The following is a 25,733-nucleotide window of genomic DNA, read 5'->3' as shown; positions in this document are numbered from 1 at the left end:
CCTCCGTTATAACGAGTTTAAGGGTGGGTAATTGACATTAATGCAAGAATAATAAAAAAACCCCTCTCTAAAATTGAAGAGAGAGGCAAAAACAAAGATGATGATCTTAATTAAGATCCCAGCGCTTCTGCACCAGCAACCACTTCTAGAATCTCTTGAGTAATGGCTGCTTGACGTGCTTTGTTATAAGAAAGGGTAAGGGTTTTAATCAGTTCGGTAGCATTATCACTAGCGTTATTCATCGCTGTCATCCGCGAGGCTAACTCACTAGCAGCAGATTCTTGTAAAGCGCGTAGTAACTGATTATTGAGATATAAAGGGAGAAGAGCATCGAGAATCTGCACTGGATCTTGCTCAAAAATCATATCTTTTGGGAAGGTTTGAGTGCGAGTGTCGCTATCTACTCGCTCCCGTTCCACCTCAAAGTCTCCCCCTTTAGTGGTTAAGCGGAAAATCTCATCATCAGACACTTCTAAACCCTGAGGATCAAGGGGGAGTAAAGTTTGAATCACAGGACGAGAACTAATTAAAGAGACAAACTTAGTATAAACTAGTTCTATTCGATCCACTGTTTCTGACAAGAATAACGATAAGAGTTCATCTGCAATATTCGAGGCTTCCTCAGCGGTAGGAATTTGATTCAGGTTAGTGTAGCTTGCTTCAATGGGGGCTTCACGACGCTTTAAAAACTGATCGGCTTTGCTACCGACAACGATATATTTATAGTTAATGCCTTCAGCTTCTAATTCTTGCGCCCGCTGACGAGCCCGTTTAATTACATTGGCATTATAAGCACCACACAAGCCACGATCACCAGAGACAACCAGCAAGCCTACGGTGTTTACTTCCCGCTTTTCTAAAAGAGGGAGATCCACATCTTCAAATTGCAGACGACCTTGTAGATTATATAGAACTTGTGCTAGGCGATCTGCAAACGGGCGAGTGGAACTAACTTGTTCTTGGGCGCGTCGGACTTTTGCAGCGGCAACCAGACGCATTGCCTCAGTAATTTTTCGAGTATTTTTAACCGAATCAATGCGATCGCGGATTTCTTTTAAGTTTGCCATAGCTTTGTATCGTTAATAATTTTTAGTTATCAGTGATCACTTCTCAGTTACCAGTTACCAGTTACCAGTTACCAGGACAGGTTAAATTCGGTTAAATGGAAAAAGTTAATTACCACTTATTACCGATGACTGGTTACTGGCGACTGATTACTGGTCACTGAAAAACTTACATAGAGGCTTTGAAGGTTTCTTTGTATTCAGAAATGGCTTCCTTGAGTAAGTTTTCTGCTTTCTCAACCAATTTCTTCTCAGACTTAATTACCTCAGCAAACTCTGGCTTATTATTGGTGATATACTCTCTCAACCCTTGAACAAAGTCATTGGCTTTTTCTAAGGGCAGATCATCAAGGTAGCCATTAATTCCAGAGTAAACCACGGCAATTTGTTCACTCACGGAGAGGGGAGAGTTTTGAGGCTGTTTGAGCATCTCCCGTAAACGTTGACCGCGAGCTAACTGTTTCTGGGTAGCAGGGTCTAAGTCTGAGGCAAATTGAGCAAAGGCTTCTAATTCTGAGAACTGGGCAAGTTCTAGCTTTAATTTTCCAGCCACTTGCTTCATTGCTTTAATTTGTGCTGATGATCCCACACGGGAAACGGAAATCCCGACGTTAATCGCTGGACGGAAACCAGAGTTAAACAAGTCCGAAGACAAGAAAATCTGTCCATCGGTAATGGAAATTACGTTAGTGGGAATATAAGCAGAAACGTCTCCTGCTTGAGTTTCAATAATTGGCAGGGCGGTCATGCTGCCTTCCCCTAACTCTTCATTGAGCTTAGCAGCCCGTTCTAAGAGGCGAGAGTGAAGATAGAAAACGTCTCCAGGATAGGCTTCACGACCGGGAGGACGACGGAGAAGGAGTGAAAGTTGACGGTAGGCTTGGGCTTGCTTAGTTAAGTCATCATATACCACCAAGGTTGCTTTGCCTTGATACATAAAGTGTTCCGCGATCGCGGCTCCAGCATAGGGAGCAAGATATTGCAATGTTGCAGGATCACTGGCATTTGCTGCCACAATCACGGTGTAATCTAATGCGCCGCGTTCTTCTAGGGTTGCTGCTACCTGAGCCACGGTAGAGGCTTTTTGTCCGATCGCGACATAAACACAAATTACATCTTCATCTTTTTGGTTAATAATGGTGTCAATGGCAACAGCAGTTTTACCCGTTTGACGGTCACCAATAATTAGCTCCCGTTGTCCGCGACCAATGGGAATCATACTGTCAATAGCAGTAATCCCTGTTTGCATCGGTTCATAAACCGACTTCCGTTCAATAATCCCAGGCGCCATGGATTCCAATAAGCGATTAGAATCCGTTTGAATTTCGCCTTTTCCATCCACAGGACGGGCTAGAGAGTCAACAATACGACCCTTTAAGCCTTCGCCCACAGGAATCGAGGCAATTTTCCCCGTGGCTTTAACAGAGCTCCCTTCTTGAATGCCACGACCACTGCCCATTAAAACCGCACCGACATTATCTTCTTCTAAGTTCAGTGCGATGCCAACCGTACCATCTTCAAATTCCACCAGTTCTCCCGCCATGACTTTATCCAAGCCATAAATACGGGCAATCCCGTCACCAATTTGCAGAACCGTTCCCACATTGGAAACCTGAACGCTTTGGTCATACTGTTCAATTTGTTGGCGAATAATGCTACTAATTTCGTCTGGTTTGATACTAACCATGGTGAATTATCCCTTATGATGTCATCTAATCTTTGTTGTTTGTTGTTATGAAGCCGTAACTTCTAAACTTAAGCCGATACGACGGAGTTGTCCTTTCAAGCTAGCATCAAGCACTTGTGAGCCAACTTTAATCACAACCCCACCAATTAAATCAGGATCCAGAGAAGTTTCTAATTCCACATCCCGAGCATTGGTCATGGCTTTTACTTGTTCTTTAACGCGATCGCGCTGTTGTTGGTTTAACTCAGTCACCGAAGTGACCTGTGCCAAAACCGTAGAAGTGCGTTCGCGTACGCGAGCTAAAAACTGCTCCAGAATGCTTGTTAAAAAAGCAGTTCGTTTTTTATCAATGACCAACTGCAAGAAGTTCAACAAATAGTGATGTAATCCCTCGCCAGCCACCTGTTTTAAAACAGCTTTCTTATCCTCAATTTTAATTACAGGACTGGCCAAAAACTGTTGTAACTCCTGTGATCCTTTTAGGGCAGACAGTAGTTCTTTTGCCTCATTCCCAAACCGTTCTACTAGATTTTGAGAATCTGCCAAGGACATTAAGGCCTCAGCATAAGGTTCAACCACTTCTGCGCTCATGAGTGTATTTTCTCTCATCTCCCTCCTCCTAATTGAGCTAGAGAGCGGTCAATTAACTTCTCTTGAGCAGATTGATCTAAGCGGTTTCGCAATTCAGATTCCACTTTTTCCAAAGCCAAACGAGCAATATACTGCTTAATTTCAGCTACCGCCCGTTCTCTTTCCGCATCCAAATCTTGAATAGCCGCCTCTTTAATCCGCTCTACCTCTTTAGCATTTTCCGCTAAAATCCGCTCTTTTGCTTTTTTCGCACTTTCTTGGGCTGAGTTGCGGATATTCTCAATTTCTTTTTGGGCTTCAGCTAATTTCCGTTCTGCCTCTTTTAAATCGGCAGTGGCTTTTTCTGCTCGTTTTTCGACATCAGTAATTTCCTCTTCAATTTGAGAACGACGCCGAGAAAGATTATTACCCAAAAATTTACGACCAAAGTAAAATAAAACTGCGATAATAATCGCCAAGTTAATTATATTGGTCTCAAGAATATCAAAATTCAGTCCAAAGCCTTCCTCTGCAGCTTCGGTTGCGAGGAAGTAAGAAAACATCCCCATCATCGCACTTTATCCTTTAATTTACATTAATCGTCTGTTTTTATAGGAGAGCATACCCTAGCGTTTGACTAGATCTCTCCCCACTAATTTGTCCAAAACTTGATGGCTAAGAGTATCCACCTGTGATTCTAGGGATTGCAGAGCCTCTCTCTTTTGGGCTTCAATTTCAGCAGTTGCTTTTTCTCGTTGGGCTTGTACCTCTTGTTGAGCTTGAGCAATATTTTTTGACGCTTCTTCTTGAGCCTCCGCCTGTGCTTTGGCAATGATCTCTTGCGACTCTCGCCGTGCGTCCTTTAATTGCTCCTCAAACTTTTGCGCTAGTTCTTCTGACTTTTTCGCATTTTCCTTCGCTTGATTAAGGTTTTTGCGAACATAGTCATCCCGTTCATCTAACACGCGTGTTAAAGGCTTATAAAATAAGACATTCAAGAGGGCCACCAAAACCAAGAATTGCACTGCCATTAAAGGGAGAGTGGCATCAAAATCAAACAATCCCCCCTCTTTTGTGGTTTCTACCGCTTCAGCTGCCAGTAAAATCATCCAGTTTGTCATTTCTCAGATGGTGATTGTTATGTACGCTTATGTCAACAAAAATGAGGATGGGAGTTGCCCACCCTCACCGCTTCTAAACCTTACGAGAAGGGGTTAGCAAAGAGTAATACTAGTGCAACCACAAGCCCGTAAATGGTTAACGCTTCCATGAACGCTAAGGAAAGGAGTAAGGTTCCACGAATTTTACCTTCTGCTTCAGGTTGACGAGCAATTCCTTCTAAAGCCTGACCAGAAGCGTTTCCTTGTCCTAAACCAGGACCAATCGCCGCTAAACCAACAGCGAGAGCAGCAGCAATAACAGAAGCAGCAGCAGTTAAAGAATCCATAATTTTTTTCCTCGTTAATTAATTTGATTTGGGTGTACTCAAAGGTAAATCGAATCCGTAAAAACGGATACTAACAGCATGGTCATGAAATGGCAAATTAAGCAAGTAGTCTGACCAAGTTTTTTTTTATTCTTCCTCACCATGTTCTAGAGACTCACCAATGTAAGCCCCAGCCAGGGTTGCAAAAATCAACGCCTGAATGGCACTGGTAAAGAGTCCCAACGCCATTACTGGTAAGGGAACAAATAGTGGCACTAGTAGAACTAATACCGCAACCACCAACTCATCCGCAAGAATATTACCAAAAAGTCGGAAACTAAGGGAGATAGGTTTGCTAAACTCTTCCAGAATATTAATCGGTAAGAGAATGGGAGTAGGTTCAATGTACTTTTTAAAGTAACCGATTCCCCGTTTACTAATCCCCGCGTAGAAGTAAGCGAGAGAAGTTAATAACGCCAGAGCCACCGTTGTATTAATATCATTAGTCGGAGCTGCTAATTCACTATGTGGAATTTCAATCACTTTCCAAGGAAAGAGTGCTCCTGACCAATTGGAAACAAAGATAAATAAAAACAAAGTTCCAATAAACGGCACCCACGGGCGATATTCTTTCTCACCGATTTGAGTTTTCGCAATGTCGCGAATGAAGTCGAGGGCATATTCTAGGAAATTTTGCAGTCCACTGGGCACTCGCTGTAAGTTACGAGTCCCCAGAAAACTAAAGATTAACAGTAAAGCAATCACAAACCAAGAGGTTAAAAAAACTTGGCCGTGAATGGTAAAGTTACCGATTTCCCAGTAGAAGTGTTCCCCAACTTCTAATTCAGCGAGGGGAAAAGTAGGGGTAATTTTAATTGCATCTAACAAGGTTGTCATGGAGCAAGTTTCCCCGTGGTTAATCAAACAGTCAGTTTACGCCAAGTTTGGCTTATTTCCCCTTTGGGAAAAGGGTGGTTTGCACCACGTAAACAATAATGGCTGCTTTATAAGTCATAAATCCCAAAAATACGGGCAAAATAGCTAGACGTTCGAGTTGAGCGGCTACAACCATCACAGCGATAAAAATCGCGAGACGGACGCTACCAAATCCAACTCCTTGTTTAGAAACGCCTAGCCCTTCAATATCCCGTGCCAAGCGACGAAAGTATAATAAGCCAGCACAAGCGCCCAATAAGTAATTGAGTGCGGTATTTCCTGAATAAGCGACCCACACGGAGACAAAAATTACCACTGTTAACCCCAACATAACCAAATAAAGATTACGTTGGAGTTGGTAAAACTCAGTCATGGCGCGATCAGAGTTTGTCTCTTCACTCGCCTCAGAAGTAGGGCTGTCGGTTGTTTCAGGTGCTGACATCGGTGAACTCACACTTGAATCCTTGGTTCGGGTTATGACGTTACTTAAACGAGCCACGAGCAATCATATCACGGTCTAGTTACAATTCTTTAATCTTCTGGAAATTTATCTAGTATTCTGAGAGGGAAAGGTTACGAGCTTAATGCTCAAAAATGCCGTCAAATTGTCGCAAATCTAGCTTTACAAATGTGGGAATGCATTTAAAACACTCTTGTGCCAACTCCCAACGCTCTTCTCTTTCTAGCATTTGCTGTAGTTTCGCTTTCATGCTAATTAAATACCGAACATCATTAGCGGCATAACTCAACTGTTCTCGAGATAAATTGTGGGCATTTCCCCAGTCAGAGCTTTGAGAGCTTTTATCTAACTCTATTTTTTCTAACTCTTGTACTAAAGTTTTTAAGCCGTGACTAGAGGTATATGTTCGCGCCATTTTACTGGCAATTTTTGTACAAAAAATGGGATCGGTCATCACCCCAAAGGTATGATAAAGCTGGGCAACATCAAACCGAGCAAAGTGAAATACCTTTAATACATTCGAGGCTGCCATTAATTTTTTGAGGTTCTCGGCTTGAGTTTGTCCTTTAGCAATTCTAATCATGGTGACATTGCCATCAACATCACACAGTTGTACCAAGCAAAGCCGATCGCGCTTCGGTTTTAGCCCCATCGTTTCGGTATCGACGGCAATCGCTTCACTGGCTAAATATTGCTTTAAGGAATCTTCTGATAAGTCTTGATCACAAACCTGTAATTTCGATAAATCCATTTTTTCTCCTCTAACCCTGCTCCTCTAAATATTTTGCTACCGTTTGCACATCTTTATCCCCACGCCCTGAACAATTAATCACAATTTTGGGCGATCCTGATAACTGAGGACAAAGCTTTTCTAGATAGGCAAAAGCATGAGCTGTTTCTAAAGCGGGAATAATTCCTTCTAAACGAGAGACTCTTTGAAAGGCTTCTACTGCTTCTGCATCAGTGACACTATAGTATTCAGCACGACCATTATCTTTCATATAACTATGTTCAGGGCCCACGCCTGGGTAGTCTAGCCCTGCACTAATCGAATGGGCTTCCGTTACCTGTCCATCTTCATCTTGCAGTAAATAGCTCATGGCTCCATGAAGAACCCCCGGTGTTCCTTTAGTTAAGGTAGCAGCGTGTTTACTACCATTAACCCCTTCTCCGGCTGCTTCTACACCAATGAGGCGAACTGAGGATTCCGAGACAAACTCAGAAAATAATCCCATGGCATTAGAGCCGCCGCCCACACAAGCTAAGAGAATATCAGGAAGTCCCCCCCACTTTTCTTGACATTGATAGCGTGTTTCTTCCCCAATAACCGCATGAAAATCACGGACTATCATGGGATAGGGATGAGGACCCGCCACAGAGCCTAAAATATAGTGAGTGGTTTCTACATTGGTGACCCAGTCTCGAATTGCTTGGGAAGTGGCATCTTTCAGGGTTCCATTGCCAGCTTCTACGGGTTCAACTTTTGCCCCCATCAGTTCCATCCGAAAGACATTGAGGGCTTGCCGTTCCATATCTTGAACCCCCATATAAATTACGCACTCCAAGCCAAAGCGAGCGCAAACTGTGGCAGTGGCGACCCCATGCTGACCGGCTCCTGTTTCAGCAATAATACGCTTTTTTCCCATTTTACGGGCAAGTAGCACCTGCGCGATCGCGTTATTAATTTTATGCGCCCCAGTATGATTTAAGTCTTCTCGCTTCAGATAAATTTGAGGGGAAGTGCCATCGGGTTGCTGATAGTATTCACTCAGACGTTCGGCAAAATACAAAGGACTCGGTCGTCCCACATAATCGTGTAATAATTGTTTTAACTGTTGCTGAAAATCGCGATTATTGCGAATTTCTTGGTAAGCACTTTCTAATTCACTAAGAGCGCAAATTAGGGTTTCAGGAACATATTTACCGCCAAATTCACCAAAGCGCCCTTTTGCATCAGGATATTGAGATTGAAATGGAACTGAGGATACTGTCACTTGCTTTCCTTAAACTGTTGCGATAGCACCCTCTATCTTATCGAATATTGAAAAAATTCGTCCTTTGTTGTTTGTAAACCAATGACCAATGACTAATGACAATTATTGTTCGTCCTCTTCAGGATATTCAATCGGAGTTGTGGTTACTTTCACAGAATAACGATTTGGAGTAATCCGCGATCCATATTTACGGGCATAAACTTCGGTAAATTCTGCTCCCAAAAACAGAATTTGTGCTGAATAATAAACCCAAGCTAAAAGGACGATTAAAGAGCCAGCTGCCCCATAAGTCGAACCAAAGCCTGTTCTAGCAAAATACCACTCTAATAACCAACGACCAATTCCAAACAAAACGGAAGTAATAATTGCGCCAATCCAAACATCACTCCAAGATACTTTAGCATCAGGAAGAAATCTAAAAATCAGGGCAAATAAAATTGTTGTTAAGACAAAAGAAATGACAGTAGAAATATATTGCCATAATTCAGACAATCCTGGAATTAATTCCAGTTGAATGAGCGTTGTTATCGCAGCACTAAAAAATAGCGATAAAATGACTAAAAAGCCAATACCCACAACAATCGCAAAGGAAATAATGCGTTTGACGATAAATTGTCTTACGACTAGTCCCGGTTTAGGCTGTACTCCCCAAATGGTATTCAGAGCATCTTGAAGTTGAGCAAATACACCTGAAGCTGCAAAAAATAAAACTCCCAAGCTAATAAGAGAAGCAAAATTACTTAAATCCGGTCGGCTAGCATTAGCAATTGCTCTCTCCATAATATTAGCTGCTTCTTCTCCCACTACATCACTCATTTGGGCAACAATTTGACCCCGTGCTGCATCTTCACCGAAAATTGCCCCAGCAATAGCAATTGCAATAATGATCATAGGAGAAAGAGAAAAAACCATATAATAGGCAAGCGCAGCTGCTAAACGAGGAGCTTTATGCCCTAACCACTGGGTAAAGGTTTCTTTGAGTAGGGCGAATAACTCCTTTAAATGTCTCAATGTTCTTTTCTCCAATGAAATCGCTTCAAGATACAATGGTTTCTAAGATGAATAGTTTTAGTTTAACCAGAAGTTGTCATTCCTATGGATATTAAGTTAATTTTAGTCGTTCTATCCGGTTTATTTATTGTTTCTACTCTCTTTTTTGGGACAAAAAACGGTTTCTATGATTCCGAAAATTATCATGGCAACGGCTCGGCTCATTAATTAAAGATATTTTTGGGGGATGAAGCATGAGTCAACCACCTTCTTCCTTTAATAATGACGAAATTCCACTGTTTTGCTACCCCTATGCAGTGGGAAATCAGGGGGAAGGGGTTTGTTTTTTACTGCAAATAGGAGAACATCGCTTACTCCTTGATTGTGGTCTCGCTAATGTTAAAGATTTAGTGGAAACTGATTCTCCTCCTGTGGATTGGGTGTTGTGTAGCCATGCTCATTGGGATCATGCTCGGGGATTACTCCCGCTCCATCGTCATTTTCCTGATATCCCGATTTATGCTAGTGAAGTAACAGTGCAATTACTTCCCCTCAATTGGCTAGAAGAGCCTCATATTCCAGCTTTAGCCCAAGCTCTTCCAACGCGATCGCGTGTTGCTTTAGCAGATAATTTAGTGGTGGAATTATATCCTGCGGGTCATTTACCAGGAGCTTGCGCGATCGCGCTAACTTATACCAGTCACCAACAATCTTATCGCATTCTTTATACAGGAGACTTTTTCCTTTCCAATTCTAGGTTAGCAGAAGGATTATCTCTAGAAGAATTACGGAGTTTTTTCCCTGATATTCTAATTGTAGAAGGTAGTTATGGCACAGCTCGCCATCCTCATCGTCGCCAACAAGAAAATCAATTAATGGGGCGATTGAGTGAAGCCTTAGATCAAGGGTATAACATTATTTTACCCGTGCCATTTTTTGGACTTGCCCAAGAAATTTTAGTCCTACTACGCTCTCATCATCAATTTACAGGACGAGAACTTGATATTTGGGTAGATGAAACCATTAGTAAAGCCTGTGAAGCCTACTTAGAAATTTTGCCTCATCTTCCCGCATCTGTGCAAAACTTTGCCAAGCATCAACCTTTATTTTGGGATGATCGCGTACGCCCGCGAGTTCAACCCCTTACTCCCGACTCTCCCCTTGATCAACATCCTGCCATTATCCTTGTCGAAGAAACCTCCCAGTGGCAAGATTATTTTTATGAGACTAACCAGCACTGGGTCATTTTTCAACCGGATTATTTTACCACCCCAGCCCTTGGGGAAAAACAGTTTTCCAGCGCCATCCAAAGCTATCTCCTAGCGCAGCACAGCGATGGTTTAGGGACAACCCAACTAATTCATAACCTACGCCCTCAGCACGTAATCTTTATTCACGGTCCCAGAAACTATCTTAGTGATCTCACCAGTCTTGAAGAATTACAAAATCGTTATCATCTCCATCTTCCTCAAGCCAAAAAACAAGTCGAACTTCATATTGGGAATCAATTTATTCAACCTGCTGCTCCCCCAGAAACTAACTATGAAGGAGAAGTCAAAGAAGCGGAAAAAACTATCAATATTCAGCTTCCTAGTAGCATTGTTAATGATCCCCGTTGGCACAATTTTTCGGATACTGGCTTAGTGAAAGCCCGTTGGCAAGGAGAAGAACTTGTCCTACGAGGCTTATCCCAAAAAGAAATTATCACTGAAACCAGTGATGAGAAGCTCCCCCGCGATGTCGCAAGTTGTGGCAACTGCCGCCACCGAAAACGTCAGCATTGTCGTAACCCTGCTTCTCCCCTTTATGGATTTCAAGTAACTCCACAAGGGTATTGTCCTGTGTTTGAACCCTTACTAGACAATCAAGAAGATGAATCTTGAGGATAATCAGGATTGTTATTGGGGTGATTGGGATAAATTTGCTCAGCTTCAGGACAATCATCAGAAACCAAAGGGTCAGCATTAGAGCGGATCACTGACGCGAGACGATGAGTGATAGAAGCAATACTTTCAATACGGATAATTTCCTCCCACGAACTAATTTCCTCCTCTTCATCGACTTCATAACGAACTGTTACTAGGTCGCCTTCTAAACTGACAATTCGTGCTTCCTCTATCCAGCGTTGTTGATCCCGCAAGAAAATGCAGACTTCACGACCTTCGTTACAAAATTTATGAATCTTGCGGTGTAGCATTGTTCTCTCCTGAGCCAAGGGTAGATTTCTAGGATTGTTGATCAAGATACCTTACGGATCAAATTGATTCCGAGTTACGCTTCTATTTTGACATATTAACCGTTGGTATCGGTTACAAGTCTATAACCGCTAAAAGAGAATCCTTTGTGATTAGAAAACTAAGAAGCAATGACTCCCTCTTTAACTCACTTGTTCTGTAGATTCGGCAGACTGAGCTAATTCTCGTACCACTCGCGAAGCATAAGGGCGAATAATCCACCATAAAAACGGCGATAACCAACCTCTTAAAGTAATTGAACAAGAGACATAAGTGCCAATCAAGGTTGATTCTACTTGATAAGTGACTCGATTCTGAATACCGGGAATGGCAAGCACTCGCAGGCTAATCAATTCTCCAGGACTAACTTTTTCCACAAATACCCGAATGGGAATGGGGGTTAGTCGGGTTACAGCTTGATAAATAATCCCCGGTTTAGCCTGCAATCCTCGTGGGGCATTGGTATGATCGAGCAAGGGATTCCAAGACACATCCCCTAAGTTAATCAGTTTCTCCCAAAGCACATCCACAGGTGCGTTACTTAAGACACGATAAGTCTTATAGAGGGAAAACTGACAGCAAATTTTTTCTTTTCTCGCAATGAACTTGAACGAAAAATTAAGAATCACAACATATCTCCTGATCCATTACGCCCAGGCAAGTATCCTATTGTAGGAAAATTAAATCCCTTTAAGGGCAGTTTCTCAAGAATAGTTTGCAAAATTTATTAACCATTTAATCCATGAGTGTTAAAGATACTGATTTAAAATCCACAAAAAGCGAGTTTGTTCCACCTGAAGATGCCAAACGTCGCGTAAGTCAATTTATGTTGACGCTTCAAGATGACATTTGTGGCAACTTAGAAGCCCTTGATGGCAGTGGTCAAAAATTTCAGGAAGATACGTGGAAGCGTGAGGAAGGAGGGGGCGGCCGATCGCGCGTGATTAAAAATGGTGATCTTTTTGAACAAGGGGGTGTAAATTTTTCTGAAGTCTTTGGCGACAAACTACCTTCTTCTATCTTGAAACAACGCCCAGAAGCTGAAGGACATAGCTTTTATGCCACGGGAACGTCAATGGTGTTACACCCTCGTCATCCCTATGTTCCCACAGTTCACCTCAATTATCGCTACTTTGAAGCGGGTCCGGTTTGGTGGTTTGGTGGTGGCGTTGACTTAACCCCTTATTATCCTTTTGCTGAAGATGCGGTTCATTTTCATCAAACCGTTAAAACTCACTGCGATCGTCATCATCCAGAGTATTATCCAGCATTTAAGCGTTGGTGTGATGAGTATTTTTATATTAAACACCGTCAGGAGAACCGAGGAATTGGCGGTGTATTTTTCGACTACCAAGATGGTCAAGGACAATTATATAAAGGGCCTGATCCAGAAGGGGTAGCAGCCCAATATAGCAATCAAGTTGGGAAACTTGAACCTCGCAGTTGGGAACAGTTATTTGCCTTTGTTCAAGACTGTGGTCAATCTTTTCTCCCTGCTTATACTCCCATTGCTAAAGAACGCCGTAAAATTGATTATGGGGAGCGAGAACGAAATTTTCAACTCTATCGACGCGGACGCTATGTCGAATTTAATCTTGTCTATGATCGCGGTACGATTTTCGGCTTACAAACCAATGGGCGTATTGAATCCATTTTAATGTCGCTACCCCCTTTAGTGCGTTGGGAATACTGCTATCATCCTGAACCCAATACCCCAGAGGCGGAACTATATGAGACTTTTCTTAAGCCGCAAGATTGGGTAAATTGGCAACATCAAGGTTAATGATAGTTATTCCGTAATTTGCTTAAAGACTGGATGATACTTAACTAGACCTGATTTCCCATCCAGTCCTTTTGGAGTTAATTCCATTGCCATGAATGCTTCTGGAGGAACATCATATTCGCTGTAAAGTCCATATTCTATGGATGGTTTAAAGCCGAAGCGTGGATAATATTCAGGATGACCAAGTACAACCACTGCTTTACTTCCCATTTGTTGACATAATCGCAGTCCTTCTCTAATCAATGCTGTTCCGACTCCTTGTCGCTGATATAGTGAAAGAACCGCCATTGGCGCTAGTCCCATAACTCCTGTTGTCATAGGCAATTCAGAAGCAAGATCAACAGGGGTAAAAAAAATATGTCCAATAATTTGATCTTGTTTGATCGCAACCAAGGACAGGTAAGGATTGACAACTAAACGTAATTGATCGACTAAGTTTGCTTCCGCCTCTTGTCCAAAAGCTAATTGATGTACCTTGCTAACAGCCAGATAATCGTGAGGAATTTCTGGTCGAATTTCAATGTTTTTATCCATGCATGGGGATCACGATTTCCCCTATCATATCAGCTTTGCTGTTTTATCATCCGAGAGATACTTGGCAAATTTTTATAGAAACGAGACAATAAGAGAATATAGACAAATTCTCTAAAGATAATAAAATTAGATAAAACCTGTGGATACCCTTCGCACTCTTTCTGAAACCAAGCGCACCTTTTATAGTCTCCATACTCGTCCTCTTAACTCCATCTATCGGCGAGTGATTGAGGAATTATTGGTGGAGATGCACCTGCTAACCGTCAATGTGGATTTTAAGTATGACCCCATTTATGCCTTAGGGGTGGTAACGGTATTTGATACCTTTATGCAAGGATATCAGCCAGAACAGGATAAAGAATCAATTTTCAATGCTATTTGTAAAGCAGTAGAAGGAGATCCCCAACAGTATCGACAAGATGCTGAACGGGTAAAATCTTTGGCAGAAAATAACTCGGTTGAAGCGGTAACAGCTTGGTTATGTGAGTTAAAGCCTTTACCGGGGGCAGGAGATTTAGATAATTTATTACAGGGAATTAAAGATAATCCTCGGTTTAAGTATAGCCGTTTATTTATGATTGGGCTTTATACGATCTTAGAAACTGCTAATCCTAGTTTGACCAATGATGATAAAGTACGGCAAGAAATATTAGAAAAGTGTTGTCAAGCCCTGAATTTACCGAAAGAAAAGGTTGATAAAGATTTAGACCTTTATCGCAGTAATTTAGAAAAAATGGAACAAGCGCGATCGGTTTTAGAAGATGTTATTAAATCTGATCGTAAGCAACGAGAAAGACGACAGGAAGAGAAAAACTCTCCAGAAAACATCAATCAGTCCATGATTATCTAACAGGTAGATAGTTTTGCCTGCTATCAGATATGTCACGAGAGGACTCCCGTTATAGCGACGAAAGGAGCTTAACGGGTAGACGGGGCTTTCCTTCGGTTCGGGCTTCTTACGTTTGGAGGAAACCTCCAAACTAAGCCCTCACAAGGTGCGGAGGAGACCTCCGCACACAGCCCCTCATGAATCGTGACCAAAAGAAAAAAGTCCGTTAGGACATCCGTACATTAGTTGTTAAATCGTGTAGAAACGGTTAAACTGGAATTACTAAAGTTCAAAATCCAATGTTTACCCTTTCCTACGAGTATAAGTTAGAACCAAACCAACTCCAAATCGACCTGATCGAGCAGACGCTCGGTGTTTGCCGAACGGTTTGGAATTATGCTCTTAGGGAAAGGAAGGATTGGATCAACTCTCGAAAATGTCCTGTTAACGCTTGTTCCATTGAAAAGGAATATCTGATTCCTCCCGATGAACTTTATCCGAGTTATTCAAGGCAAGCAAAAGCCTTAACCGAGGCAAAGAAAAATAGCGAACGCCTTAAATCAGTTAATGCTCAAGTGCTTCAACAAGTTTTGAGAGCTTTAGATCGTGCTTTCTCTGACATGAAATCTAGAGGGTTCGGTTTTCCTAGATTTAAGAACAAGTATCGTTTAAGGTCTTATCTGATTCCTCAGATCAGGGGAGAAGTATTAAAAGGAAATCAAATTAAACTACCTCAATTAGGTTGGGTTAGGTTCAGAAAGTCTAGAGACATCCCAGAAGGATTTAAGGTGAAGCAGGCAAGAGTGATTAGAAAAGCCTCTGGTTACCTTGTCATGCTTTCCCTTCAGTTGGATGTAGATTTTCCTCAACCTTTCCCTCATGGTCATCCAAGAGGGTTAGACTTGGGCTTTGACAAATTTGTTGCGACTTCTGATGGTTTAGAAGTTAAACGACCGAGGTTTTTGAAGTCTCTACAAAGGAAGCTGAAATTGCTCCAACGTAGGCTCAAGAACAAAAAGAAAGGGTCGAATAACCGCCATAAACTAAATATAAAGATAGCAAGAGTTCACCAACGTATATCTGACGCTCGTAAAGACTGGCACTTCAAACTTGCTCATCGTTTGTGCGACGGGGCTGGAATGATCTTTGTCGAAGACATCAATTTCCGTTCGTGGCAACGAGGAATGTTATCTAAACACGCTGCGGATGCTGGCTTTGGTCAGTTTGTGAACATCTTGGAGTGGGTGTGTTGGAAACGTGATGTTTACTTTGCCAAAGTTGACAAAGATGGTACATCTCAAGAATGCAGTCAGTGTGGAGCGCATACAGGGAAGAAAACTCTGGATGTCAGAGTTCACCATTGTCCTGAATGCGGTTACATAGGCTCAAGGGATGTAGTAAGTGCTGAAGTGATTAGAGATAGAGGACTCTCCGACCTCGGGCAGGGGTTAGAGAATAAACAAATTGCCTGTAGAGGCGATCTGACGGGGGTGGAGGCAACTTCGTCTAGTCAAGAGCCTGAGACAGGAAACTTAGTCGTGAGGCTAGGAATCTCCCGTCATAGCGCGTAGCGTTTGACGGGAGAGAATGTCAATGAACAAGATAATATGCTTTTCATTTTTGATGTTGATGGCACTTTAGCAGACACTGAACGTCATGGTCATCGGGTAGCTTTTAATCAAGCGTTTGCTGATGCTGGCTTAGATTGGCATTGGTCAGAGTCTCTCTATGGCAAACTGTTAGCTATTTCTGGTGGGAAAGAGAGAATTCGCCACTACATTACCCATTATCTTCCTGAGTCTCAGCATCCTTCTCAAGGAGATCAGTTAATTCGACAACTACACCATGCTAAAAGTCAATATTACCGTCAACTCTTAGAGAATGGAAAAATTCCGCTCCGTTCAGGAGTAAAACGACTTCTAGAGGAAGCAAAAGTATCAGGAATTCGTTTGGCAGTGGCGACAACGAGTTCCCTTGAAAATACCATGGCATTACTCAACACTTATCTGCAAGGAGATTATTACTTTGAAGTGATTGCAACCGGAGATATGGTTGAAAATAAAAAGCCTTACCCTGATGTTTATAATTATGTATTAGACAAAATGAAGGTAACTCCAGAAGAGTGCCTAGTGTTTGAAGACTCTCAACAGGGGTTGAGTGCTTCTATGGCGGCTGGTTTAAAAACGGTGATTACAGTTAACCGTTATACCCTAAACCAAAACTTTTCTAACGCTATCTTGGTGATTGATCAGTTAGGAGAACCTGATCAACCGTTTAAAGTTTTTCACTCAAAACAAGTTATTCAATCAAGTTATTTTAATGTTGCTTTAGCACAAGGGTTATTAGAGGTAAACTGAAGCTGTACCCAGTCAGATGCAAGGATCTTTACTTAGAGAAATTTTTAATTTTGTAGTCTTCCATACAAACTGATGTTAATGTTTCCGAGATAATTTTAAGGTAATGTTGAGTTGAATCGAAAACCTTGCTAGTCTCTTGTATAACCAAACATCGATTAAATCAGCTTGTCGAACGAGCATCCAGTGTCAGGTTACTTACTCAACTGTAGCACTTGAAGCCGTTACAGCTGCAGTTGCCCAACACTATGATATTGGGGTCGTAAAAAACTGTCGCTTTTGGTATCACGGACTTAGCGATATCTATTTGATTGAGACTAGCATTAATCGCTATATTTTTCGGATTTCTCATCATCATTGGCGATCGCGCTCTGAAATCCTGTTTGAATTAGAATTTCTTACCTTTCTCCGCTATCATCAGCTACCCGTAGCCTCTCCCCTTCACACGAAAACAGGGGAGCTTTGTTTAGAAATAGAAGCCCCAGAAGGAACTCGCTATGGCGCACTGTTTGAATACGCTGAGGGATCAGTCCCACTAGGAGACTGTAATTACACTCAAAGTCATAAACTCGGAGAAACAGTCGCTAAAATCCATCAAGTAAGCCGAAATTTCTCCTCTAGCAGTGAACGTTCTCCGCTTACCCCATCTTTGATTGTTGATGAGTCGATCAGGATTATTGCGCCATTTTTAGAGAAACAGACAGACCATTTACGGACTCTCCTTAGCATTGCTGGTAAGGTAAAAGACGAATTAGAACATCTCCCCATGACTCCTCCCTATTGGACAGTTTGCTGGGGAGATCCTCATAGTGGTAATGCTCATTTTACCCATGATGATCAACTAATGCTTTTTGATTTTGATCAATGTGGGTACGGCTGGCGAGCTTTTGATGTGGCTAAATTCCGCCAGGTTTCTTTACAAGCTGGTTGTAGTCATACTATTCGAGAAGCCTTTTTAGACGGTTATGAGAGTATTATTCCGCTTACTCCTATAGAATTGGACGCTTTACAAGCCCTGAGTATAGCTGCCTTTATTTGGGGATGGGGGATTCATCTTAACCGTGCCCTTTATTTTGACTATAGTCGCCTTGATGATTATTATTTTAATCGTCGCTTAGAAAAGCTCAAACAGTTACAATCTGGTAACTAGCTTCGTTGAAATAGGTCAAAATCGTGAAACAATCAGGTTCTACTTGGAGTGATCGCTTTGAGTCGTCATTAAATCCCGCGATCGCGCAATTTAACGCCAGTATTTTATTTGATATTGAACTTCTCCCCTACGATATCCAAGGTTCAATCGCCCACGCCCAAATGTTGGCAAAAACGGGGATTATTTCTGAGACAGAAGCAGAAACCTTAGTGCAGGGATTGCAACAGATTTTAGCAGAATACCAGCAAGGAGAGTTTCAACCTGGAGTTGAGGAAGAAGATGTCCATTTTGCGGTGGAACATCGCTTAACAGAGATAGTCGGGGATGTGGGGAAAAAATTACACACCGCGCGATCGCGCAATGATCAGGTGGGAACTGATATTCGCCTTTATTTACGAGAAAAAATCAGCCACATTCGCAACCATCTCCGTGATTATCAACAAGCCTTACTTGAGTTAGCGGAAAACAATCTAGAAACCCTCATCCCAGGTTATACCCACTTACAACGGGCGCAACCCATTAGTCTCGCCCATCATCTTTTAGCTTACTGGGAAATGGCACAACGGGATTGGGAACGTTTAGGAGATGTCGCAAAACGAACCAATATTTCTCCTTTAGGGTGTGGCGCTTTAGCTGGAACCACTTTCCCCATTGATCGTAATTATACTGCCCAAGAATTAGGGTTTGAGAGGATTTATCGTAATAGTTTAGATGGAGTCAGCGATCGCGATTTTGCCATTGAATTTCTCAACGCTGCGAGTTTAATTATGGTACATCTTTCGCGTTTTAGTGAAGAGATTATCCTTTGGGCTTCCCAAGAATTTAATTTTGTCACTCTTAAAGATAGTTGCGCCACGGGTTCTAGTATTATGCCGCAAAAAAAGAATCCTGATATTCCCGAATTAATCCGTGGGAAAACAGGGCGCGTTTGTGGAAGTTTACAAGGAATGTTGATGTTAATGAAAGGGCTTCCTTTAGCTTATAACAAAGACTTACAAGAAGATAAAGAGGGATTATTTGATGCAGTAAAAACTACCGGAGCCTGTTTAGAAGCAATGACGATCTTATTAACAGAAGGATTAGAATTTAGAAAACAACGTCTTAGTGAAGCAGTGACCGAAGACTTTTCTAATGCCACCGATGTTGCGGACTATTTAGTAACAAAAGGGGTTCCTTTTCGAGAAGCCTATAATCTAGTGGGAAAAGTGGTCAGAACTTGTCTGGAAAAAAGTAAACTCTTAAAAGACTTAACCCTAGAAGAATGGCAACAAATTCACCCTGCTTTTGAGCAAGATATCTATCATGCTATTACGCCAAAACAAGTAGTTTCTGCAAGAAATAGTGAAGGTGGAACTGGTTTTGAGCAAGTTAAAATTGCTATTGAAAATGCTAAATTGTTAATGAATCAATAAGGGGTTGTAGCTCAGTTGGATAGAGCAAGCGCCTCCTAAGCGCTAGGTCGCCAGTTCGAACCTGGCCAACCCTGTTTTATTGGTTATTGCGATCGCGTTATCATGCAACAATCGTGGCTATAGTGGCAATCCTATTTGAATCTTTTTAATCAATTCTAGGTTTGGTCATTACTAAAATCCCCATCAACTCCAGCGCGATCGCGTAATGTTTAACCTGAGTAAACCCCGCTGCTTGCGCTAGTTTCACTTGTTCTCGTCCTTGGGGAAACCGTTCTAAACTGGGATTAATATAAGCATAATCTTCTTTAAATCCTAACCCTTCTGCTGTGGGAACAACTAACTGCTCTAAAAACCATTGCTGAAACCCCCGAATTGTCTCATTGTAGGGGCGATGAAAGTCAAGAATCGCAACCGTCGCTTCAGGCTTTAAAACGCGATACAACTCCTCTAAACAGCGAGAAATATCAATTACATTCCGCAAGCCATACCCCACTGTCGCACAATCAAATTTATTATCCGAGAAAGGAAGATTAAGGGCATCAGCTTCTACCCACTGTATCGGATAGAGAGAACTTTGCTGACGCTGACGGGCAACTTCCAACTGTTGTGGCGAAAAATCTGCCCCAATCACAGTGCCTCTTTTCCCTACCATTTTCGCTAATAAGAACGCCAAATCGCCACTACCACAGCATAAATCAAGGGCGGTATCTCCTGCTTGCGGTTGCGCCCATTTTACGGTCATACGCTTCCAGATGCGATGTTGTCCTAAACTAAGGGCATCATTGAGTTGATCATATACTGGAGCAATGCGATTAAAAATGGCTTGAATATCGGTGGGGGATTGAGTCATAGGTGATTAGCAGTATCCGAATCAGTTGTGAGACAGGAATTTTGGTTTAAGTTAATAGACAATTAGGCAACAAAAGTTTCTCATGAATCCTTGCTGATTGCTATAGTTTTTGGCAAAAGCAAATCAGATCATTCCTTTATGTTACCCCTCGAATAGATCAACCAATCAGGCTAAATTGCCCTAACTTCGAGTCAATGCAGAAGCAAGAAAAACCTATAAATGATCCTTTTTTAGGCTTAAAGGTTAAATATTGACTGTAAGCCCTCTAAAATTTTCTGGAACTCTCTAGGAGATAAACTTCCTAAGTAGGAAATAACACGCTTAACATCAACAGCCCGAATTTGATCAAGTAATACAACAGAATTTTTAGATAGTCCACCTGTACCAGCATTAAGTTTAGGATAAAGAGTCGGATTATTTTCTACCCAAAAACCAAACTGAGTGGTTAGAGGAGCAATTAAAATTACAGGATAGCGCACTTTTCCTTTTGGCAAACCAACAATAATTGCTGGTCTTCTACCTTCTTGTTCACGTCCTTTAGGTTGATGGTCAGGCAAGCTAACAAGAATTAAATCGCCTGCTTGCAGTTTTTTTGACAATCGTTAATCCTCATCAACAATTAGACCAATATTAGGATCATAACGCACTGGTTTTCCTTCTGGAGGAATCTCCTCTTCCCACTCATAAGGTGGCAGTTCATCAATTAAGTTTGCTTCTAACCATTCTTTAGTCTCCCAGTCTAGCTTTAAGTTTGAACAATCTGCTACTAAATCTTTATAAAGTGCAGAGAAAACTACTTGTTTTTTTTTCGGTGATAGTTGTTTGACTAGGTCTATAACTTGTTCTAGTGTAAGTTCTAAACTTGGCATAATAAGGTATTTAAACTATTTTTCATCTTAATGACCTTAATTAAATATACTAAACCATAAACAGTTTCAGTTCAACGATCAGAATTGATATTACGTAATCCTTTATAGATTATAGTTTGGTGAAACTTTAAAACTAATTTAGGATGGCTATCGTTATTGGTTTACAAAGGACAAATGACAAATGACAAATGACAAAGAACAAATCATAATAAATTAGTCTTAGTAACTGGTTCACTTTGATTGACATACAAAACTTGGGTGGGATAAGCAATTTCGATCCCTTGGGCTTCAAAAATTTCTTTAATTTCCCAATTAATTTTTTGTTGGGCATTCATATAAGCGGTGTAGTCTGGAGTCGTCATATAATAGACAATTTCAAAATTAAGGCTGAAATCGCCATAATCATGAAAATGACAGCGATCAAAACGAGTGTTTTCTGTCTGTTTTATAATCTCTTCAATATAACCCGGAATCGCTTTCAATTGCTCTAAAGTTGTCTCATAAGCTACACCAATACTAAATACAATGCGACGCTCTTTCATGCGTTTATAATTGCGAATCCGAGAACTTGTTAAATCACTATTGGATAAAATTAATTCTTCCCCACTCAGGCTTCGGAGGCGAGTTGTTTTAACCCCAATATGTTCTACGGTTCCTATTAAATCACCAACAATAATAAAGTCACCAATTTTAACGGGTTTATCAAGAAGAATAGCAAAATAACTAAATAATTCTTGAAACACACCTTGAGCGGCTAAAGCAATCGCAATCCCCCCAACCCCTAAACTCGCAATCAATGCCGAGATATTAAAACCAAGGTTTCCTAATAAAAAGATCAGACCAATTGTCCAAGTAACAATTCTCAGTGCTGGAGACAGAATCGCAACACTTTGCTGTCGAGTTTCGTCATCCTCTCCTTTTAACCAGTAAGTGGTTAAAATGTATTCGATCATTTTGCCAATGAAGCGAACGCCAATAAAGGTGGCAAAAATCAAGATAACTGCATCAATGGCTTGATTAATAATGGGATGGAGTTCTAAGTTACGAATACTAATATAAAGAACGCCTAAATAAAGCAGAGGGAGAATTACGGCTTCAAATATCTTGAGCAACCGATTATTAAAGGGAATACTAGATTTAACAATCCAACCTTTTAAGCGTTTTAGGATCAGGTTTCTAAGAATAAATTTAATAATAATGAAACCAACGACTAAAATAACTAAGGCTAATAAGTATTCAGATACTAAATTATTGAAAATTTCATATTGTAAAAATTCTTCCATTGTCTCTCGAAACTGATGATCCATTAAATCCCTCCATAATTAACCCCCCCAACGTTTGGGAGGGCGGTAAAAATGTTACATCATTTTGGACAGTTTTTTAACAGTGAAGATGCTTACTGTTCTGAGGAAGTGACTTCTTCTCCTTGATCAACAGTAGCTGTTTCCGCCGTTGTTGGTTCGGGGTAACGGGGGCCAAACACTAGTTCCCCGAGATTTTTAATGACAATGTATAAGATGGGAACAATAAATAAACTGAGGAAGGTGGCAACAAACATTCCCCCAAAAACCGCAGTTCCTAAAGACTGACGACTGGCAGCCCCTGCACCGGTGGCAATCACAAGGGGAAAGATACTACTCAGTGTGGAAATAGCTGTCATAATAATTGGACGCATCCGTTTTTGGGCGGCTTCAATGGCAGCTTTGGTAATTTTGACCCCTTCTTCTCGTAATTGGTTGGCAAACTCCACAATTAAAATCGAGTTTTTACTAGCTAACCCAATCAGCATCACTAACCCCACTTGGGTATAAACATCATTCTCTAATCCCCGTAATGATTGCGCTGTTAAAGCCCCTAAAACGGCTAAGGGAACAGAGAGCATGATAATAATGGGGTCAATGTAGCTTTCATATTGAGCGGCGAGAACGAGGAAAACAAAGGCTAATCCCAGTCCGAAAATGAGGGGGGCTTGTCCAGCGGCTTCAATTTCTTCTAGGGAAATTCCTGACCACTCAAACCCTAAACCCGGAGCAAGGGTTTCTTCCGCGACTGCTTCCATAGCGGCGATCGCTTCTCCTGAACTGGAACCGGGGGCTGCTTCTCCGTTAATTTCAATGGAACGGAAGGTATTGTAATGGTTAATGGTTTGCGCCCCTGTGGTGGAATTAATACTAACTAAGTTTCCAAGGGGGATCATTTCGTTATTGTTAGAGCGAACATAAATTTCGTTAATTTGTTGGGGATTACGACGAAATTCCTCATCAGCTTGTACATAAACCCGATAGTTACGACGGTTGAGGGTAAAGTCGTTCACATATTGTGAGCCTAAGTAAGTTTGTAGAGTGCTGAAAATTTCACTCATATCCACTTGTAAGGCTTGAGCGCGATCGCGATCGACATCTAATTCTAAGATGTTACTATCAGCAGAAAATTGGCTAAATGCCCCTGCAATATCAGGATGCTGATTGGCAGCTCCCAACAACTGCTGCATACTTTGAGTAAACTCTGTAATTTCCAGCTCGCCTCGTCGATCTTGTAATTGAAACTCAAAGCCCCCAAACGCCCCTAAACCCGGGATAGCAGGAGGATTAACAGGAATTACTGTTGCCTCTGGCATTGTCATCACTTGACCTCGTATGCGATTCAGAATCACCTCCAATGACTGTGCAGGATGAGTCCGTTCTTCCCAAGGCTGTAAAGAGGTAAAAATTGCCCCACTATTGGCAGTTCCCCCTCCCCCGAGACTGAAACCACCAATAGCAAAGGTAGAACGCACTTCTGGAATATCGAGATAAATGTCTTCAATTTGTTCTATGACATCGCTGGTGTAAGGGAGAGCAACCCCATCGGGAGCTTGAATAATGGTAATAAAGAATCCCTGATCTTCATCAGGTAAAAACGCTTCCGGAACTTGATTATAAACCCAACCCGTGAGAACCAAGAGGGCAACAAATACCGCTATAATAACGGTTTTAATACGGGTAAAGAAAACAATAATCCCTCTATAGCTTCTCTCTAGCCAGCGTAAAAAGTTATTAAACCAACCAAAGGCAAAAGCTAAAATCCCTCGACTGGGCATTTTTTGTCGCAAGAGCAAGCCAGAAAGAGTGGGGGTGATGGTCAGGGCATTAAAGGTAGAAACCCCAATAGCAAACGCAATGGTGAGGGCGAATTGACGATATAACGCTCCAGTTGTCCCCGGGAAAAACGCCACAGGAACAAATACTGCCATTAATACTAAGGAAGTAGCAATTACCGCCCCACTTAACTCTCGCATGGCAACAATGGCAGCTTGTCGCGGACGTAACCCATCATCTTGAATTTTGCGAGCAATATCTTCAACAACAATAATCGCATCATCAACTACCATCCCTGTGGCAAGGGTAAGACCAAAAAGCGTGAGCGTATTAATGGAAAAATCAAAGATATTAACAAAAATAAACGTTCCTACTAAGGATAAGGGTACTGTAATTGCAGGAATAACCGTGGTTCGCCAATCTTGTAGGAAAACAAAGATCACTAGCACCACTAAAATCACTGCCTGTATCAGGGTTTGCACCACACTAATAATCGACTCTTCCACAAACTCGGTGGTGTCAAAACCCACATCATAAACCATGCCTGGGGGGAAGTCTTGAGCAAGCTCTTCCATTTCTGCTCTCACTGCCTGAGCCACTTCTAGGGCATTACTCCCAGGAACTTGGTTAATGCCTAATCCTACGGCGGTGTTGCCTCGAAACCGCAAAATAGAACTATAGTCTTGCGCGCCTAACTCGACACGCCCCACATCTTTAATTTTTGTTAGTGTGCCATCATCTCCTCTCGAAACCACCACATCCTCAAATTCAGAAACACTTTCAAGACGAGTATCCGCTCGCACCCCAATTTGGAATTCTTGGTCTTCTGGCATCGGGGGTTGTCCAATTTGTCCGGCTCCCACTTCCAAGTTTTGTTCTTCTAGGGCGCGAACCACATCTTGAGCCACTAAATTACGACTGGCTAACCGATTGGGATCAAGCCAAATTCGCATGGCATACTGTCTTTCCCCAAAAATTTGAACATTACCGACCCCTTCGATTCGTTCTAGGGCATCAACCATGTATAAATCAGCATAGTTACTTAAAAAGAGGTCGTCATATTCATCGTTTTCGGAAAAAAGACCAAACCCCATCAGGAGGTTATCTTCTTCTTTACTCACTTCGATTCCGCTATTAATTACCTCTTGCGGTAAAAAAGGTTCGGCTTGGGAGACGCGATTTTGAACATCAACGGCGGCAATATCTTGATCTCTGTCGGCATCAAAAGTAACAGTAATGGAACTTGTCCCATTATTACTGCTACTAGAAGTCATGTAACGCATCCCATCCACCCCAGTAATTTCTCGTTCGAGAATATTGGTGACCGTTTCTTCTACGGTTTCCGCATCTGCTCCTGTATAGGTAGCTCTGACGCTAACTTGTTTGGGGCTGATATCGGGAAATTGCGCTACAGGCAGGGTAGGAATACTAATTGCCCCGATTAATAAAATCATTAAAGAGGCGACAGTGGTAAATACAGGGCGTTTAATAAAGTAATTGACAAACATTTTATT

Annotated in this window: 26 protein-coding genes and 1 tRNA gene; 8 read left to right on the top strand and 19 right to left on the bottom strand. The window is 41.7% G+C overall.

The genetic code is table 11. From position 1 onward, the window contains the following. Positions 1 to 110: 110 nt before the first annotated feature. From FRE64_RS10375 to FRE64_RS10325, 11 genes are all read right to left on the bottom strand, one after another. Positions 111 to 1,067, bottom strand: a complete 957-nt coding sequence (locus FRE64_RS10375; RefSeq protein WP_146296006.1) for a F0F1 ATP synthase subunit gamma — start codon at positions 1,065 to 1,067, stop codon at positions 111 to 113. 166 nt (positions 1,068 to 1,233) lie between these two features. After that, the gene (gene atpA / locus FRE64_RS10370) at positions 1,234 to 2,751 is read right to left on the bottom strand and encodes a F0F1 ATP synthase subunit alpha (RefSeq protein WP_146296005.1); all 1,518 of its coding nucleotides are present in this window, start codon (positions 2,749 to 2,751) and stop codon (positions 1,234 to 1,236) included. A 45-nt stretch (positions 2,752 to 2,796) separates the two neighbouring features. After that, entirely contained in the window at positions 2,797 to 3,360 is a 564-nt protein-coding gene (atpH, locus tag FRE64_RS10365; RefSeq protein ID WP_146296004.1) for an ATP synthase F1 subunit delta, read from the bottom strand. Continuing rightward, on the bottom strand, positions 3,357 to 3,893 hold the full coding sequence (locus FRE64_RS10360) for a F0F1 ATP synthase subunit B (RefSeq protein ID WP_146296003.1): 537 nt from the start codon (positions 3,891 to 3,893) through the stop codon (positions 3,357 to 3,359). The genes atpH and FRE64_RS10360 overlap by 4 nt, the downstream gene beginning before the upstream one ends. 54 nt (positions 3,894 to 3,947) lie before the next feature. After that, positions 3,948 to 4,382: a F0F1 ATP synthase subunit B' gene (locus tag FRE64_RS10355; protein ID WP_246140428.1), complete on the bottom strand. Its 435-nt coding sequence runs from the start codon at positions 4,380 to 4,382 to the stop codon at positions 3,948 to 3,950. Positions 4,383 to 4,522: 140 nt separating this feature from the next. Further along, entirely contained in the window at positions 4,523 to 4,768 is a 246-nt protein-coding gene (atpE, locus tag FRE64_RS10350) for an ATP synthase F0 subunit C (protein WP_146296001.1), read from the bottom strand. 126 nt (positions 4,769 to 4,894) lie between these two features. Further along, the gene (atpB, locus tag FRE64_RS10345) at positions 4,895 to 5,644 is read right to left on the bottom strand and encodes a F0F1 ATP synthase subunit A (RefSeq protein ID WP_146296000.1); all 750 of its coding nucleotides are present in this window, start codon (positions 5,642 to 5,644) and stop codon (positions 4,895 to 4,897) included. 52 nt (positions 5,645 to 5,696) lie between these two features. After that, positions 5,697 to 6,125 carry an ATP synthase subunit I gene (locus FRE64_RS10340; RefSeq protein WP_146295999.1) on the bottom strand — a complete coding sequence of 143 codons (429 nt, stop codon included), beginning with the start codon at positions 6,123 to 6,125 and terminating at the stop codon, positions 5,697 to 5,699. Between the two features lie 139 nt (positions 6,126 to 6,264). Continuing rightward, positions 6,265 to 6,894 (bottom strand): ribonuclease D, encoded by a 630-nt coding sequence (locus tag FRE64_RS10335; protein ID WP_146295998.1) that lies wholly within the window; start codon positions 6,892 to 6,894, stop codon positions 6,265 to 6,267. A gap of 10 nt (positions 6,895 to 6,904) precedes the next feature. Next, entirely contained in the window at positions 6,905 to 8,137 is a 1,233-nt protein-coding gene (gene trpB / locus FRE64_RS10330) for a tryptophan synthase subunit beta (RefSeq protein WP_146295997.1), read from the bottom strand. Positions 8,138 to 8,239: 102 nt separating this feature from the next. After that, positions 8,240 to 9,148, bottom strand: coding sequence for a YihY/virulence factor BrkB family protein (locus FRE64_RS10325; protein WP_222597808.1), 909 nt, complete (start codon positions 9,146 to 9,148; stop codon positions 8,240 to 8,242). A 233-nt stretch (positions 9,149 to 9,381) separates the two neighbouring features. On the opposite strand from FRE64_RS10325, the gene FRE64_RS10320 reads away from it, so the two are divergent. Continuing rightward, positions 9,382 to 11,010: an MBL fold metallo-hydrolase gene (locus FRE64_RS10320; protein ID WP_146295996.1), complete on the top strand. Its 1,629-nt coding sequence runs from the start codon at positions 9,382 to 9,384 to the stop codon at positions 11,008 to 11,010. Here the strand turns inward: FRE64_RS10320 and FRE64_RS10315 are convergent. Both FRE64_RS10315 and FRE64_RS10310 read right to left on the bottom strand, forming a co-directional pair. Then, a complete protein-coding gene (locus FRE64_RS10315) occupies positions 10,992 to 11,324 on the bottom strand; it encodes a DUF6679 family protein (protein WP_146295995.1) in 333 nt (110 codons plus the stop codon). The two genes, FRE64_RS10320 and FRE64_RS10315, sit on opposite strands and share 19 nt — an antisense overlap. Positions 11,325 to 11,504: 180 nt before the next feature. Beyond that, a complete protein-coding gene (locus tag FRE64_RS10310) occupies positions 11,505 to 11,990 on the bottom strand; it encodes an SRPBCC family protein (protein ID WP_146295994.1) in 486 nt (161 codons plus the stop codon). Positions 11,991 to 12,103: 113 nt separating this feature from the next. On the opposite strand from FRE64_RS10310, the gene hemF reads away from it, so the two are divergent. Then, positions 12,104 to 13,144 carry an oxygen-dependent coproporphyrinogen oxidase gene (gene hemF, locus FRE64_RS10305; protein ID WP_146295993.1) on the top strand — a complete coding sequence of 347 codons (1,041 nt, stop codon included), beginning with the start codon at positions 12,104 to 12,106 and terminating at the stop codon, positions 13,142 to 13,144. 6 nt (positions 13,145 to 13,150) lie between these two features. Here hemF and FRE64_RS10300 read toward each other — a convergent pair whose 3' ends face one another. Further along, positions 13,151 to 13,678: a GNAT family N-acetyltransferase gene (locus FRE64_RS10300; RefSeq protein WP_186708770.1), complete on the bottom strand. Its 528-nt coding sequence runs from the start codon at positions 13,676 to 13,678 to the stop codon at positions 13,151 to 13,153. Positions 13,679 to 13,817: 139 nt separating this feature from the next. Between FRE64_RS10300 and psb29 the strand changes: the two genes are divergently transcribed. From psb29 to FRE64_RS10270, 6 genes are all read left to right on the top strand, one after another. Next, positions 13,818 to 14,528, top strand: a complete 711-nt coding sequence (gene psb29, locus FRE64_RS10295) for a photosystem II biogenesis protein Psp29 (protein ID WP_146295992.1) — start codon at positions 13,818 to 13,820, stop codon at positions 14,526 to 14,528. A gap of 278 nt (positions 14,529 to 14,806) precedes the next feature. After that, positions 14,807 to 16,078, top strand: coding sequence for an RNA-guided endonuclease InsQ/TnpB family protein (locus tag FRE64_RS10290; protein ID WP_146295991.1), 1,272 nt, complete (start codon positions 14,807 to 14,809; stop codon positions 16,076 to 16,078). 36 nt (positions 16,079 to 16,114) lie between these two features. After that, positions 16,115 to 16,864, top strand: a complete 750-nt coding sequence (locus FRE64_RS10285; RefSeq protein ID WP_146295990.1) for an HAD-IA family hydrolase — start codon at positions 16,115 to 16,117, stop codon at positions 16,862 to 16,864. 136 nt (positions 16,865 to 17,000) lie between these two features. After that, positions 17,001 to 18,011, top strand: a complete 1,011-nt coding sequence (locus tag FRE64_RS10280; protein ID WP_186708768.1) for a phosphotransferase — start codon at positions 17,001 to 17,003, stop codon at positions 18,009 to 18,011. A gap of 20 nt (positions 18,012 to 18,031) precedes the next feature. Then, a complete protein-coding gene (gene argH / locus FRE64_RS10275) occupies positions 18,032 to 19,423 on the top strand; it encodes an argininosuccinate lyase (protein WP_390622269.1) in 1,392 nt (463 codons plus the stop codon). Continuing rightward, positions 19,424 to 19,497 (top strand) — tRNA-Arg (locus tag FRE64_RS10270). 71 nt (positions 19,498 to 19,568) lie between these two features. Here the strand turns inward: FRE64_RS10270 and ubiE are convergent. From ubiE to FRE64_RS10245, 5 genes are all read right to left on the bottom strand, one after another. Further along, positions 19,569 to 20,273 carry a bifunctional demethylmenaquinone methyltransferase/2-methoxy-6-polyprenyl-1,4-benzoquinol methylase UbiE gene (gene ubiE / locus FRE64_RS10265; RefSeq protein ID WP_146295988.1) on the bottom strand — a complete coding sequence of 235 codons (705 nt, stop codon included), beginning with the start codon at positions 20,271 to 20,273 and terminating at the stop codon, positions 19,569 to 19,571. A 236-nt stretch (positions 20,274 to 20,509) separates the two neighbouring features. Next, complete coding sequence (locus tag FRE64_RS10260) at positions 20,510 to 20,872, bottom strand: type II toxin-antitoxin system PemK/MazF family toxin (protein ID WP_146295987.1); 363 nt, start codon at positions 20,870 to 20,872, stop codon at positions 20,510 to 20,512. Between the two features lie 3 nt (positions 20,873 to 20,875). Next, positions 20,876 to 21,142 (bottom strand): hypothetical protein, encoded by a 267-nt coding sequence (locus tag FRE64_RS10255; RefSeq protein ID WP_146295986.1) that lies wholly within the window; start codon positions 21,140 to 21,142, stop codon positions 20,876 to 20,878. A gap of 203 nt (positions 21,143 to 21,345) precedes the next feature. After that, positions 21,346 to 22,449: a mechanosensitive ion channel family protein gene (locus FRE64_RS10250; protein ID WP_146295985.1), complete on the bottom strand. Its 1,104-nt coding sequence runs from the start codon at positions 22,447 to 22,449 to the stop codon at positions 21,346 to 21,348. An 89-nt stretch (positions 22,450 to 22,538) separates the two neighbouring features. Beyond that, on the bottom strand, positions 22,539 to 25,727 hold the full coding sequence (locus FRE64_RS10245) for an efflux RND transporter permease subunit (protein ID WP_146295984.1): 3,189 nt from the start codon (positions 25,725 to 25,727) through the stop codon (positions 22,539 to 22,541). Between the last annotated feature and the right edge of the window lie 6 nt (positions 25,728 to 25,733).

Origin of the sequence: Euhalothece natronophila Z-M001, assembly GCF_007904085.1 — a bacterium.
In the GTDB taxonomy this organism is placed as follows: Bacteria; Cyanobacteriota; Cyanobacteriia; order Cyanobacteriales; family Rubidibacteraceae; genus Halothece; species Halothece natronophila.
Note: the sequence above shows the minus strand (reverse complement) of the source record. Positions and strands in the feature narration are given on the sequence as shown.

Bases quoted from the DNA above. Each gene is read 5' to 3' on its own strand.
- FRE64_RS10375 (WP_146296006.1), bottom strand. From the start codon at position 1,067: ATGGCAAACTTAAAAGAAATCCGCGATCGCATTGATTCGGTTAAAAAT.
- atpA (WP_146296005.1), bottom strand. From the start codon at position 2,751: ATGGTTAGTATCAAACCAGACGAAATTAGTAGCATTATTCGCCAACAA.
- atpH (WP_146296004.1), bottom strand. From the start codon at position 3,360: ATGAGAGAAAATACACTCATGAGCGCAGAAGTGGTTGAACCTTATGCT.
- FRE64_RS10360 (WP_146296003.1), bottom strand. From the start codon at position 3,893: ATGATGGGGATGTTTTCTTACTTCCTCGCAACCGAAGCTGCAGAGGAA.
- atpE (WP_146296001.1), bottom strand. From the start codon at position 4,768: ATGGATTCTTTAACTGCTGCTGCTTCTGTTATTGCTGCTGCTCTCGCT.
- atpB (WP_146296000.1), bottom strand. From the start codon at position 5,644: ATGACAACCTTGTTAGATGCAATTAAAATTACCCCTACTTTTCCCCTC.
- FRE64_RS10340 (WP_146295999.1), bottom strand. From the start codon at position 6,125: ATGTCAGCACCTGAAACAACCGACAGCCCTACTTCTGAGGCGAGTGAA.
- FRE64_RS10335 (WP_146295998.1), bottom strand. From the start codon at position 6,894: ATGGATTTATCGAAATTACAGGTTTGTGATCAAGACTTATCAGAAGAT.
- FRE64_RS10320 (WP_146295996.1), top strand. From the start codon at position 9,382: ATGAGTCAACCACCTTCTTCCTTTAATAATGACGAAATTCCACTGTTT.
- FRE64_RS10315 (WP_146295995.1), bottom strand. From the start codon at position 11,324: ATGCTACACCGCAAGATTCATAAATTTTGTAACGAAGGTCGTGAAGTC.
- hemF (WP_146295993.1), top strand. From the start codon at position 12,104: ATGAGTGTTAAAGATACTGATTTAAAATCCACAAAAAGCGAGTTTGTT.
- FRE64_RS10300 (WP_186708770.1), bottom strand. From the start codon at position 13,678: ATGGATAAAAACATTGAAATTCGACCAGAAATTCCTCACGATTATCTG.
- FRE64_RS10290 (WP_146295991.1), top strand. From the start codon at position 14,807: ATGTTTACCCTTTCCTACGAGTATAAGTTAGAACCAAACCAACTCCAA.
- FRE64_RS10285 (WP_146295990.1), top strand. From the start codon at position 16,115: ATGCTTTTCATTTTTGATGTTGATGGCACTTTAGCAGACACTGAACGT.
- ubiE (WP_146295988.1), bottom strand. From the start codon at position 20,273: ATGACTCAATCCCCCACCGATATTCAAGCCATTTTTAATCGCATTGCT.
- FRE64_RS10255 (WP_146295986.1), bottom strand. From the start codon at position 21,142: ATGCCAAGTTTAGAACTTACACTAGAACAAGTTATAGACCTAGTCAAA.
- FRE64_RS10250 (WP_146295985.1), bottom strand. From the start codon at position 22,449: ATGGATCATCAGTTTCGAGAGACAATGGAAGAATTTTTACAATATGAA.
- FRE64_RS10245 (WP_146295984.1), bottom strand. From the start codon at position 25,727: ATGTTTGTCAATTACTTTATTAAACGCCCTGTATTTACCACTGTCGCC.